This is a genomic window from Neobacillus novalis NBRC 102450, from assembly GCF_001591805.1.
Taxonomy (GTDB): Bacteria; Bacillota; Bacilli; order Bacillales; family Cytobacillaceae; genus Neobacillus; species Neobacillus novalis.
On sequence record NZ_BCVP01000064.1, the window covers coordinates 1 to 13656 of the forward strand.

10 protein-coding genes are annotated in these 13656 nt (G+C 38.5%); 2 read left to right on the forward strand and 8 right to left on the reverse strand.

The window, feature by feature from the left end; all coding sequences use genetic code 11:
* From BANVL01_RS25660 to BANVL01_RS25685, 6 genes are all read right to left on the reverse strand, one after another.
* Positions 1-844 (reverse strand): transposase (locus BANVL01_RS25660; RefSeq protein ID WP_169803223.1); only part of this gene is annotated, 844 nt, incomplete at its 3' end.
* A gap of 726 nt (positions 845-1570) precedes the next feature.
* Positions 1571-4699, reverse strand: coding sequence for an alpha-mannosidase (locus BANVL01_RS25665; protein WP_066093483.1), 3129 nt, complete (start codon positions 4697-4699; stop codon positions 1571-1573).
* Between the two features lie 154 nt (positions 4700-4853).
* Positions 4854-5690, reverse strand: coding sequence for a carbohydrate ABC transporter permease (locus BANVL01_RS25670; RefSeq protein WP_066093487.1), 837 nt, complete (start codon positions 5688-5690; stop codon positions 4854-4856).
* Between the two features lie 14 nt (positions 5691-5704).
* Positions 5705-6646: a carbohydrate ABC transporter permease gene (locus BANVL01_RS25675; protein ID WP_235845765.1), complete on the reverse strand. Its 942-nt coding sequence runs from the start codon at positions 6644-6646 to the stop codon at positions 5705-5707.
* A gap of 123 nt (positions 6647-6769) precedes the next feature.
* Complete coding sequence (locus tag BANVL01_RS25680) at positions 6770-8074, reverse strand: ABC transporter substrate-binding protein (protein ID WP_235845767.1); 1305 nt, start codon at positions 8072-8074, stop codon at positions 6770-6772.
* 322 nt (positions 8075-8396) lie between these two features.
* The gene (locus BANVL01_RS25685) at positions 8397-9518 is read right to left on the reverse strand and encodes a GntR family transcriptional regulator (protein ID WP_066148174.1); all 1122 of its coding nucleotides are present in this window, start codon (positions 9516-9518) and stop codon (positions 8397-8399) included.
* A 674-nt stretch (positions 9519-10192) separates the two neighbouring features.
* Between BANVL01_RS25685 and BANVL01_RS25690 the strand changes: the two genes are divergently transcribed.
* Positions 10193-11110 (forward strand): N-acetylmuramoyl-L-alanine amidase family protein, encoded by a 918-nt coding sequence (locus tag BANVL01_RS25690; protein WP_066093493.1) that lies wholly within the window; start codon positions 10193-10195, stop codon positions 11108-11110.
* Positions 11111-11172: 62 nt separating this feature from the next.
* On the opposite strand, the gene BANVL01_RS25695 is transcribed toward BANVL01_RS25690, so the two are convergent.
* Positions 11173-12315, reverse strand: a complete 1143-nt coding sequence (locus BANVL01_RS25695; protein ID WP_066093496.1) for an ElyC/SanA/YdcF family protein — start codon at positions 12313-12315, stop codon at positions 11173-11175.
* A gap of 1004 nt (positions 12316-13319) precedes the next feature.
* Here BANVL01_RS25695 and BANVL01_RS28830 point away from each other — a divergent pair.
* Entirely contained in the window at positions 13320-13373 is a 54-nt protein-coding gene (locus BANVL01_RS28830) for a sortase B protein-sorting domain-containing protein (RefSeq protein ID WP_369689622.1), read from the forward strand.
* A gap of 59 nt (positions 13374-13432) precedes the next feature.
* On the opposite strand, the gene BANVL01_RS25700 is transcribed toward BANVL01_RS28830, so the two are convergent.
* The coding region (locus BANVL01_RS25700) for an excalibur calcium-binding domain-containing protein (protein WP_169803224.1) at positions 13433-13656 on the reverse strand (224 nt) is incomplete at its 5' end.

Here is a 13656-nt window from a genome sequence, read left to right on the forward strand (position 1 = left end):
AAGGTTTAAGCCCTAAGTTATCGACAATAGTTGCTAGGTTATCTACTCCTAAATCAATACCCATAACTTTTTTTGGCTCGAAAATGAATTGATTGATTTGTTCTGCTGTTCTTACAATAGCCTTTTCTTGCTGTTCAGCTTTGAAAACGATTTCCAGGACATATCGACCATAAGAAGGTACAATCCGGACCTGTTGCAGCTTCCCTTCCGAAAGGGCTACCTTTCCTAATTTCAGTTGAAGTCTGGTTCCAGGTAACTTGAGAACATTTCCTTCCTTAATTTCTGTGATTTGATTCGTTAAATAACACGTTGTTCTGCCTGTTTTTAATTTGAATTTTGGAATCTTAGGTTTACCTGAAAAGGAACTTGGGTTGATTTTGTATTTTTTTGACGCTTCGAAAAAACTCTTCCAATCATCAAATACTTTTTTCATCGTTTGTTGATTAGACTGAGAGGGCATGGAAGTGTAATCAATCTGCTTCATGACTTTAAATAATGCCTCAACAAAGGTATACCCAATGAACGCTTTTTCTTGGTCGGGCATTTTAAAGAGTTTTAGCTTCGGTTCAATTTCTTTGCCCTTTTTATCTACCTTCTTAGGCTTTTCCATTTCCTTTTCATAGTGTTTCTGTCGAATTTCATTCATTATAGGTAGATGTGTTTCAATATCCATCAGTACTTGCAGTTGATTTTCATTTTTCTTTTCTGCATTTAGAGCTGTATACACCTGTCGAACGTAGTAATTTGTAATGTTATACAAATTTTTCGCTTTGAAGCAGAGAGAATCACAATATTCGAATAGTTCATGATTTGAATGGATTTGTATTTTATAGGCGCTATACATTCTTTTCACCTCCTCAAAAGGGAACCTACGTTCCTATTATATCAAATAGATTGATTGAATACAATGAATTTACCCTCTTCAAAACATAAAAAAACAGCTTATATCCCCATATCTGAAGTTAGGGGTTTTACGCTGCTTTATGATAAGGCTATAGTCTATTTTTTCAGCATAAATATTCCCGCTTTCATTCTTAAATAGTGGATCTTTAGTTTATTTCGACAAACAAGGAAATAATCCCCACATATTAACAAAATATGGTGTCTATAAAGAATCATGCAGGGAACTGCTTGGGATGCTGGAGCCTGACAATTGATAGAATTTTAGGCTACCTTTTGCTTTTACATTAATATACTAAACAGAAAAATATCCAACACTAATGAATCACTCAACGACGTAGAAGAACCAGCATAAATGTTGGCTCTTCAAGAAAAGAATATGGTTTTATTTGGTTAAGTGCCCCCGAATAATGCCGAAGCTTTCGACAAAATCCGTGTGGTACACTGGTTGACCGGAATTCGGCGGTTGTGCAACTTATGGGGAGTAAAGTTAGAATCTATAAACAAAAAAGACCAGAAATAACATAGGGAATTTCCCTGGGTTATTTCTGGCTTAATTCTTTTTGGCAGCCCTAAAGAGTTATTCCGTGGAACAATGCTGTGAAACAAGATTAATCGGGCGGTGACACAGGCACCGTAAGTCCGACCGGAATCCCCCGGAAGTCGGCACCTACCCCCGGAACCCCACAAGAAACGTCTTTATTTCGTATGGTTTTATTTCAAATTGCAGATTGTTAGTATTCTTTACTTCCCCAAGCGGTCGTTCTAACAAATCGCATTCCTGCCAACTGTTATTAAGGAGATCGCTCGTTATTTCAACAGTTCCTCTTCGTCCTGTAAACTCATGTAATCGAACCACAGTTAGATTGCTATCTTCTGCTTTTTTCACAGCATCGATCAATACATGATCAGCTGACATCTTGAACAACGACATGTATTCCTGGTTCGACTTCCCTTCAAGATAGGATAGTGGCTGGTTTAAATCCCAAGCTTCCTGTACAGTTAAACCGTCCACCCAGCTTCCTTGATGTGGTAAAAGACTATAGGTGAAAGCATGTTCTCCTTGATCCTGAGAATGATCTGGGTAGGTGGAACTTCTAAGTAACGACAGCCGAATCGTCGAATTTTTAATGTCGTAGCCATACTTGGAATCATTTAATAAACTGACACCATACCCTTGCTCTGAGAGGTCGGCCCATTGATGTCCAACGGTTTCAAATTTGGCATAGTCCCAGCTGGTATTCCAATGTGTTGGTCGCTTAACATTTCCAAATTGAATATCATAGGTTGCTTCTGTTGAACGAATTTCTAAAGGAAAAGCAACCTTAAGTAGTTGATGCTTCTCTTGCCAATCCACTTCCGTTTCGAAATCGATACGCGGGCTATGGGCATAAACAATCATATTTTGATTAATGATTGAATGATTATAGGTCCAAGTAAAACGAATAACAGCACGGAGAGAATTAACCTCGATAATTTCCAGGTTCTTCATCTGAGATATTTCTTTCATTTTCTCCTGGTAGAAAATATCAAGATCCCATGCATCCCACCTTAAAGGCTTATCTTCAAAAATTTGCAAGACATTCCCCCGTTGGTTCTCTTTCAGTACGTCTCTTCTTGCTTTCCTATCATAAATCCTTGAGAGCTGCCCCTTTTCATTCCACTCAATTTCATAAAAAGGAGTTTCCGCTTTATGATCGGTGATGTGGAAGACTGATTCGTGTTTGTTATAGTGAGCATCCGGATCAAAACGAATGGTTGTATGTCCCAGCTCAGGGGCAGAAACGTTGATGATCCATGTTTCTTCTGATTTTTCCGCTTGTAAAATCTCTCCTTGATGATTGAACCAGCCACCTTCTTCCATTCCACTTTGAACTGGTAGGAATAGAAGTGAGTTCCGTTGCCATGAGGCATCATTTACTACAGTGAATGCCTTTTCTGACTTTCCTGAGATTATTCGTTGAGCGGCATCGTCCCGAGAAGCTAAAGCAATTTCTTCCGCTTTTCCATACTCTTCCCTGCTATCTTTATATACTTCATTTATTGAGGACCCAGGGATAATATCATGAAATTGATTTCGAAGAATAATTTTCCATCCATCAGACAATTTCTCTGCAGGGTAACTAGACCAATCATGGGTGTAAATACTTCCAAGAACACTCAATAGTTCAATCTCGCGATAAAAAAGTTCTAGTTTACGATTTGTTTTTTTATTATAGGCCTGACTTGTATAGGTGCCTCGATGGAATTCAAGATATAGTTCGCCGTCCCATGTATGGACAAATTGATCCGTGTGATCAACATCATGATGAAGCTTTTCAAAATAATCCCCAGCTTTGCCTGTCTTGATTCTTGGCACCCCTGGCATTTCGTCCAGCCTGCGTCGCATTTCTAGCATTTCACGCGTAACACCGCCACCACCGTCTCCATGACCATACGTAACCAATAAATCCTTCGTAATCCCCTTATCCTTAAAAACTTCCCACGCTCCCAAGGCCGTTTCTGCTGTAATTTGGGCATTGTAATCCGCTCCCCACCCTCTACGTCCTGGATATGGAGTCGTAATAAAGTAAGTTAAAATTTCCGTCCCATCAATTCCGCGCCATTTAAAAACATCATGCGGCATCCGATTATATTGATTCCAGCTGATCTTTGTCGTTACAAATGTTTTAATACCAGATTTCTGAAGGATTTGTGGCAATGCCCAGCTATAACCGAATACATCTGGGAGCCATAGATACTTGCATTCAACGCCAAATTCATCCCGTAAAAATCGAGTTCCATGTAAGAGCTGACGAACAAACGATTCTCCAGAAGGAAGGTTACAATCTGGTTCAAGCCACATCCCCCCGTCCGGCTCCCAGCGGCCTTCTTCTACTCTTTTACGAATTTGGTCGTAAATTACCGGATAATCATGTTTAATATAATCATAAAGTTGTGGCTGCGCCTGCTGGAAATAGTATTCCGGATATTTCTCCATTAATCTGAGCACCGTGGAGAAGGAGCGGGCTACTTTTTCTCGTGTATGCTTTAATTGCCATAACCAAGCCACATCAATGTGGGTATGGCCAACAGCATGGATCGTAACGGGATGGTGTTTTTCTAATTTGTCCAATCCTGACTTAAGGACATCACGGGCAACTTGAATAGAATGATAGAATTCGACTGAACCCGAATTTGTCCAATCAACCTGATTAAATGCGCGATTAACCGCGGCCAGAATATCTTCACGTTCTGGTCGGTTTTCGTCCAGCATTTCAACGGTTTGAAGAGCTGCCATCCCCGTAAAATATAAGTCATCGGTTGCTTCATCAAGCCACGAAATTTCAGCTTTCTTAAATGTATGGACTTGTTCAACCGGGACACCTCCGCCTTCCAGACCGGACCACAGACGGAACACTAATTGAACACAAGTCCCCGCTAATTCGTTGGAGAAGAAAACTTCCTGGTGGTTAGCATCCACTCCTTGGTAAGGAAAACCATTAACGTATAACAAAGATTCAAATCCGGAGTTGTGCCCCCCATCCGTTATACCAAAGTCGAAAACTCCTACAACTGTTTTTTCTGCCCAAGCTTGCGGAATCGTTATTTCAGTAGAAAGCCAGGCATAAAGGTCGCGGCCAGACCAATTTCCCCCCATTTTCAATGTGGACCAATTGCCCTCATTTGGAGGCGTCTCCCCCACTCTCCCTTCTGAATCTATCAGAAATTGCAAGGAGGATATCTCCAGTTTCTCTCGATATCGGTAACCCTTCAGTTCAGTTAATCTTGCTGCAAGTTTTTTCTCTGTCCAGAACAAAGTACTGCCTCCTTCACCCTTCATTAACTACTAGTACTAAAAACAATGTTGACCTTCAAATCAATCTCTCATAAAGCACTAGTTGATCCTTTCATTTTAACACTCAACTTCCGATTACTTCTGATATTTAAAGCAACTTGGCTTTTTATTAGAATCATCCCTTGATGCCACTAAACGTAATCCCTTTAATGAACGTTTTCTGTAAAAAGAAAAACAGAATGATGATCGGTAATGTCAACAATGTTGAAACAGCCATCATCAAGCTCCATTCCGATCCTTGCTTATTTTGGAATTGTTGCAGGGCTAAAGATAGCGTGTAAGATTCTTGATTTGTTAAATAAAGTAAAGGCCCTAGAAAGTCAGTCCAGCTTGCCATCAATTGAAACAAACCGACTGCCATAACGGCCGGTTTTGCTAATGGAAGCATAATCTGCCAATAAACCCTTAATTCACTGGCTCCGTCCATTTTTGCTGCTTCTCTTAACGAATCTGGAAGTCCTAGGAAAAATTGTCGTAACAAAAATATATAGAATGGCACTCCGAAAAACTGTGGAATAATGAGCGGGTAAGGTGTTCCAACCCATCCTAATTTATTAAACAATAAAAACAAAGGAATCATCGTGACCTGTCCAGGGATCATCATAACAGCAAGGGTTAATGCAAATAAAACATTTCTCCCTCGCCATTTTAATTTAGCAAAACTGTAAGCCACCAACGGGCATGTTAGAACCACACCTAAAGTGCTAAGGATTGTAATAATGGCAGTATTTGAAAGATAGGTCCAAAAGGGAATATATTCAATCGCTTTACTATAATTATCCCATCGGAAAGGCTTTGGAATCCATTCAGGAGGAAATGTAAATACTTGTTCAATCGGCTTTAATGAAGTAGAAACCATCCAGATAAATGGGATTAAAAAAAAGGCAGAGGCAATAAGCAAACAGATATGCGCAAAAGAAATTTTTATTTTTTTGACGTGTGTAGGATTCATGAATATTCCCCCCTCTACTTTCCTTGATAATGCACCCAACGTTTAGATGACCAGAAAATAAGTAATGTCAAAACCATGATGACTACAAATAGGACCCAAGCCATCGCAGACGCATAACCCATCCTAAAATATTTAAATCCATTATCGTAAAGATACATGACATAAAACGTTAATGAATTCGCTGGTTTCCCTTGGCCCTGGGTTAATGTATAGGGTAGCGTGAACTGTTGAAAGGCCCCAATAATGCCCATTACAAGATTAAAGAAAATGACCGGAGTTAAGAGTGGTAAAGTAATATGGAATGTTTTCTGAAACCAATTGGCTCCATCTACTTCTGCCGCCTCATAATATTCACTTGAAATATCTCCTAGTCCAGCAAGATAGATCACAACTGATTGACCAATTCCCCATAAGGACATAAAAATAAGGGAAGGTTTAGACCAAGTTTCACTACCAAGCCATGCAGGCCCTTTAATTCCAATCATATCCAAGAAACCATTAACAAGTCCGAATCCAGGATTTAATAACCACATCCACAGTACCGCTATCGCTACATGTGGAACTAATGTTGGCAAAAAGAAAATAGTTCGGTAGATTGTCATACCTTTTATCTTCATATTTAACATCATTGCTAAAGCAACACCACAGATAATACTTAAAGGAACATAAAAAACCGCAAAGTAAACGGTATTATAAATGGATTTCAAAAATAAGGGATCTACCAGTAATTCCTTGTAGTTCTGTAAACCAATGAATTCACCCGGCCGCAATATGCTATACGAAGTAAAACTATAATAAATCGAAACTACTAATGGCAAAAGGTAAAATAAAACTAATCCTATAATCCATGGAGAAGCAAAAAGCCAGCCTGTTGCACCGGAGTTAATGTTTGACTTTTTACTTTTCACAATCAAGACTTGCTGCTGCTTTAGATTTAATTTCTCCAATGCTTTCAATATAGCCCCTCCCTTCATAAATAAAGGGAGAAAGAGTTACTCTCTCCCTTACCTTGTCTAATCAGTGCAATTACGCCACTTTCTTCGCCCTATCGGTCTTGCCAGTTACCCGAGTTTTCATTATTACTTAAGACTCTTGTTCACCTTATCGTTTGCAGCTTTCAATAGATCTCCCGGTTTACCGTTTCCATGGATTGCATTATCAACAGCATTAGATAATTCATTCCACAATAACTCTCCTTCAGGAATCACGGGACGATTGTGGGATTCCGGCAAAATATTTATAAATTGACTAAATAACGGGTCTTTTTTATAGCCAAGCTTTTCATTTACAGAATCTATAACAGATAACGTTTTATACTTTCCATTATAGAGTTCCTGCCCTTCTTCACTTCCAAAAAACTTAACAAACTCCCATGCTTCATCAGGGTGTTTAGCTCCTTTAGGGACGACAACGGCCATACCCCCAGACCAGGAGGTAAAATCGGTTCCTGTTGGTGTGGGTATTGGAGTCACTCCATAGTTTAGGTCAGGCTTATACTTTAAGTAGCCAGAAATACTCCAGTTACCTCCAATATGCATAGCTAGTTGGCCGGTAATGAATGGATCCATTTCTCCTGAACCTTTTGAATCAGTAAAACCTGTAATATCTTCTACGTTATATTTTTTTGCGTAATCCGCAATCCATTTTAGAGACTCTACTATTTTCGGATCATTCAGAGTCACTATGTTTTTATCCTTATTATAAAAATCGCCTCCGAAGCCCCATCCCCATGAGTAAAGCCATCCTTGGTTATACCATGGAATAAAACCAATTCTTTTAAAACGATTTCCATCTTTTATCGTTAATTTCTCGGCAGCCTTTTCTAATTCGCTAATCGTTTTCGGTGGATTTTCAGGATCTAACCCTGCATCTTTGAATGCATCTTTGTTATAGAATAATAGTCTTGCATCTGTATCAACAGGAATGCCGTAGAGTTTATCTTTATAAGTTGCTTCATCCCAGGCAAATGGGTAATAGTTGTCCTTTGTTACCCCGTCCCTGTCAGCATACTTAGTAAGATCGGTTAGTGATCCTTCAGATGCCCATGACCCTATCTTAAAGCGGTCGAACCAAGATATATCCGGTGGATTTCCCCCAGCTACGGCTGCAAGTAATTTTTCATTTTGAGATTCATTTGCAGCTGTATACACTGCTTTCACTCTAATATCCTTATGCTTCTTATTAAAAGCATCCACAACATCATTGATTGCTTCTTCACCAACTCCAGTGTTTTCATGCCAAAAAGTAAGGGTTGTTACACCATCCTTTTTCGCGTTATCAGCATTTCCAGAAGTTTCTTTATTTGAACAAGCACTTAAAATAACGGCGGTCATGATGCAAAAAACTAAAGATAATTTTCTTAATTTTCCAAAATTATGGAACAAATCGATTCCCCCCTAAATGAATATAAGTAATGATAATAGTACGGCTTCACTTCTTCCTCCTTTTCGTTTTGATTTATTAATCACAACCAAATTAGTTATGGATAACCCCGCATTTATTAAGTTGTTTGTAATATAGTTGAAAAATCAGCTAAAACATATTGTCATAACAAATATAACAAACATTACCTTAATACCAATATATTAACTAAATAAAGTATGATATGTCAACAAGATAATATAATATTCAGTTTATTGAAAAGGAACAGAATTTCCCCAAAAAAAAGAAGCTATGAATAAAGACTCATAACTTCGTAATTGTTTTTCACTTTGTTGATTTTCCTTCTACTAGACAATAATCAACTTTACAATCATAAGGAATTCTATTTCCCTGCAATTGTTCAACTAATAGATCCACTGCTTTAAATCCCATCATTTCTTGATTTTGTTTAATATGTGTAAATATAGGCGCGTCCATGTAAGATGGAGGAGAATCAAAACATATAACGGAAAAATCTTCAGGAACCTTCTTACCAAGTTCCTTTAAGATCTTAACAAGGAGAACAGCTATTTCGAATTCACTACATAATATCGTTGAAACCTTTGGATTATTTGATATAAAGTGCTCGATTGTCTGACGATCTGTTTCTTCAAGATCCTTATCGCATTCACGGTAAATACTTACTGGACGTGTGCTTTGAATTTCGGTTACAAGGTAATCTGGATTTAATGGTATTCCTTTTTCTGAAAATGCAGCGTAAAATCCCATCAGACGTTCCTCCAATGAGGAAGTTCCTTCTGAACGTGGAGACATAAAGGCAATATGTTTTTGACCACTTTCTATTAAATGTTTGGTTACTTCTTTTGTTGCTTCTTTATTATTAATAGAAACTGAACTTGCAGGTATTCCTTTTAAATAGCGATCCACTAAAACTAATGGATACTTTTCCAAAACTAGTCGAATTAATTCACTATTATAATGAACACCTTGTACAGGATAGATGATCATCCCTTTAACGCCTATTTTCACGAGAGAATTTATCGCCTTTTTTTCTAGATCTTCATCCCCATAGGTGCGTTTTATAACAAGATTATAATTATTTTCTGAGCTCCGCTTCTCTATTGCTCTAAATAATTCAAGCCCATAAGTATCAGTAAAATCAGGAATAATGAGCCCAATTAATTCCTCCTGTTCACTAGTTGAATCAAGATCTTTTTTTTCTAAGACAGATGGTAACTCGCTTGATACAAATGATCCTTTTCCCTTAAAGCGTTCAATAATATTTTGCTCTGCTAGCATATCCAGTGCTTTTTTAGAGGTAATTCTACTCACATTAAATTGGTCAGCCAATTCTTTCTCAGTAGGTATTTTATCCCCTTTTTTCATTTGTCCTTCTTTTATTCCATCAAGTATAAAAGAATAGATTTGCTCATATAAACTACTCATTTTTACCATCCTCAATTAAATGATATATCAATTATAACATTAATCATCAATCGAAATATTAACTTTTTAATTAATGAGATTTTTTTTATTCATAAACGGAAAATCTCGCCACCCAGATTCCCTCCACATTGCATAATAGTAATGAGAGGAGTTTTTTATTGGTAAAGAATAGGCACGTCCTGGTAAATTCTATTGCCGCTTATTTCCGTTTAGGTATTATGCAGCTTAGAGGCGTGAAATGGACCGTCTTATGTTTCGCCATTTGAGTAATGACCCTTTCGATGGCTATTTCCGTTTTTATAACTGGTTCATTTCAGCTTTAACCGTTAGCACACCTATCTGACAAATCTAAACAAAATTCCCTTCCATTAAAACTAAATAAACGTTTGATTAACATACCTCTGTACCCCATCGATGGTATTTTAATAAAGGTTCAGTGGGAGTAAAGCCAAAGGAAATATTTTAAATTGAGGATTAAATAGAGTAGGCGCACCTTGTCATTCGGGCGTGACTAGGCACCGGAATTTATGGCAATATTCATTATTCGGGAGGTGACCAGAGATTAATTTATGGTGAAATTACCCAACTTAACTCCACTTTGTTATATAATGGTAGAAGTATAGTACATAATACTTGTTTTATTAGATTCATAAAATTAGATAATGGGGTGTAACATGAAAAAAATTGCAAAAGCATTTACGTTAACAGCAGGTTTATTATTAATGGCGTCACCAACTGTTTCATTTGCGAATACGACCGTCAGCAGCAGTTCGAAGATTACTAGTTACCATTGGCTTCAAAAAAATGGCTATTGGTACTATGTAAACAATCTAGGTGACTACTCTACCGGATGGAAAAAGATTAATTCTAAATGGTATTTCTTTGATAAAGGCGGAGTCATGAAAACAGGATGGTTATTAGACAATGGGAAGTGGTACTATTTTGGCAAAAAGGGAGATATGGCCTCCGGCTGGGTGAAGGATCACAGTAAGTGGTATTATATGGAGCGTTCGGGTCAAATGGCCACAGGGTGGAGATTCACAGAATTTGATCACACCTATGGCTGGTACTATTTTAAATCTTCTGGTGCAATGGCCAGCGGATGGATGAAAGATGGCTCCGAGTCTTATTATCTTTTACCAGATGGCAGATGGGCTCATAATGTTATTGCGCTATCACATTTTTATCAAAATAACAGCATACAATATCCTGGTAATGAATTAATCAAAGACAATGCGGAATTGTTGAAGAAAATGGTTTCTGTTGGACAAACAAAAGATGAAGTAGCGAAGACCTTAGGAAACCTTTATTCGGTGGATTCAAACGGTTACTATTGGGAATACTCCTTCTTAACCCCTGAGAGCGGAGTCTTGGAACCGATTAAAAACGGCTTCACTAAGTTAAATCCAATCGAATTAGGTCAAGAAAAGGTGTCTATTAAACTATTACTTTCCTGGGACAGCAGCAATCGGGTGAAGCGTGTGGCTATTGCTTATTTCAGTACGGATCACCGACTTCACTTATATAAGCAAGAAAATGGAACGAAATTAGATGATGGATGGACCTTCGGCAATTCCAATGCAGTAGACTAATTAAAAAAGGGGTCAGTCCCACTTGGGTGAGGGTCTGACCCCGAAATTTATGGCGCAGAAGCTTAGCGCTGCTTACCTGGATATTGCCAAACTCCAAATGCTCTCATTAGGTCGCGGTAAATGACTAGCATTTCGTCTTTTGTTACGTTGTGCGCTTCTTTAATGGATGGGTAGTCCAAGTAAACCACATTCGTGAATGCCCGGTTGCTACTTTTTGCATTCATTTTATCGTAAAAATTGCTTGCTTCAGTAAAAATTGTAAGTGCTCTTCTCATGTGGCTTGCGCTTGTCACCAGAGTGACATCCTTCAAGCCCTCTTTTTCAAGGATTGCTGTGGCGAAAAGGGCATTTTCAACTGTGTCTGTTGATTTATCCTCTGTTAAAATCCGATCCGCGGCTATTCCTTTGGAAACGAGCCATTCCTTCATTAATTTCGCCTCTGTATTGTCTTGCTTTGGCACGCCGCCGGTAACAATGATTTTTGAATTTGGATATTTGGTTGCTACGGCTTGACCGGCTTTTAAGCGTTCAATTAAGGGCTCTCTCATTGTCCCATCATCTGCAAGTGCATACCCAAGAATCACGATGGCGTGGTTATTCTGCGGTAACTTTTCTGGAACTTCCGTGTTTAATGTAGTTTTAATAATCGTTTCGGTAGCTGAGAACTTTTCAAGATATTCATTGGTTTTGTGGGCATCCAATCGTTTTAAATTGGAGATTGCTGTTTGATAAACCTTTTCTTCCCCATTTACCTTTGAATAAACCCCGTATAGCAGATGTGCATTATAATTGTCAGGGTCCAAATTCAAAATCTGCTGGTAGGTCTTTAATGCTTCCGGGATTTTTTTTTGGATGATTTGCGTTGATGCAAGTGAGATTTTGAGATCCAAATCATGAGGGTCCAGTTTGACTGCCTCATTATAAGCTGCCTCGACTACATCATATTTGCCTTTTAGGGTAATGCCTTTAAAAATTTCTTCTTCCGCCTGTTTGAGGTCCCCGCCATGCCAGTAATAGTACATGGCGATATCTTCTAGTTGATTAATTCGATAAGAAGTTGGTTCATCCGTTTTAATTGGGGCAATAACCGGATTCGGATCCGTTTGTTCCGCTGTTTTTAAATCAGGCGCAGCAAATGCGGAAGATAGCGTGATCGTCCCGCATAATGCAAGTGCTAACCCTAATTTGCTTTTCAGTTTTTTCATGGTATTCCTCCTCAAAAAATTTTAGTTTTCATTAACAACAAAAAGGCAGGGGAACACGATGAAAAGGCCTGTCCTTCTCACATGTGTCGCCCTGCCTGATCGAATCAGTAACATGCGAATAACACTATTCACAGAATATTATAACGTTTTATGAAAATACTTTAAAAGGGCAAAAGTGCCTATCTTTGGGAACTTTTGCTATATTTAAACCTTTAAACCGCTAAAAAGGTTGTCGTGGGTGGGGGGTCTGACCCCGAAGTTTATCCTGGTTAATGAGAGCTAACGGGCATTATTACCTAATTATACCATTAAGCATATTATCCTAAAAATCTATCAATTTTCGACATTCGACAAAATTTGGGCGGCGACAGGCACCAGAATCAAGAAAAACAAATTAATCGTTCGATTAAATTGACCGTGAAACCCGTAGCAAAAGGAGTGAACCCTTTTCTTACAATTGTTAGCTAGCAAAGATGGATAACAATCAAGTTTGGGTTCTTTCACCAATTTTTGCAATGGGTGGAACCATACAAACGTTTATTTAAATTTGCTAGAAACCGCGACACATAGGGATTATTTGAGTTACGCGGACAAAAATTTTGTCACTTAATCAAATGTTTATTTAAATTGATGCGAAAGCCATTGAGATCAACGCTTTCCCCCATTATGTTGAAAAAAAATTAGCGAAAGTTGGTTTATCTTCTGAATCGAATCCAGCATGATTACCATCTGCCCTCAAGGAATGACATTCCTCGATAAAATCCCCTTCAGAAAAACAAATCAAACGTTTGATTAAATTGGTCGCGAAACCCTCTATTTGGGGATTCACCGGATTTGGCAGCTAATAATTTTGTCAGTTAAATAAACGTTTAATTGAAAATAGCTTAAGCGGGCACTATTGCTATATTTACACCTTCAAACCGCTAAAAAGCATGTCGAGAAATGGGAGGTAGTTATATTTTGTGCAGATAGGTTAAACACCAATACCACCCAAAGGAAAAACTCTGGGTGGTACCTCGGATAGTGCACCCCTGTTTCTTTACAGCACACTATCCTAAAAATCTATCAATCTTCGACAAAATTCGGGGCGTGACAGGCACCGCCATTCAGTGATACACTATCTTTCACAAGCAAAGCCATCCTTATCTCTATCCAATTTAAGTTGATAGGCTGGATGATCAGAAGCTACGCCATTTGGATATTTCTTTCTTAGTTCAGTACAATTGGCAAAGAACTCTGATCCTCCACTTGAAGCTGTAGCTGCAGTTGCTTGGGCTTCTGCTTCTGCCTTCGCCTGGGCTTCTGCTTCTGCCCTTACTTGGGCTTCTGCTTCTGCCTTTT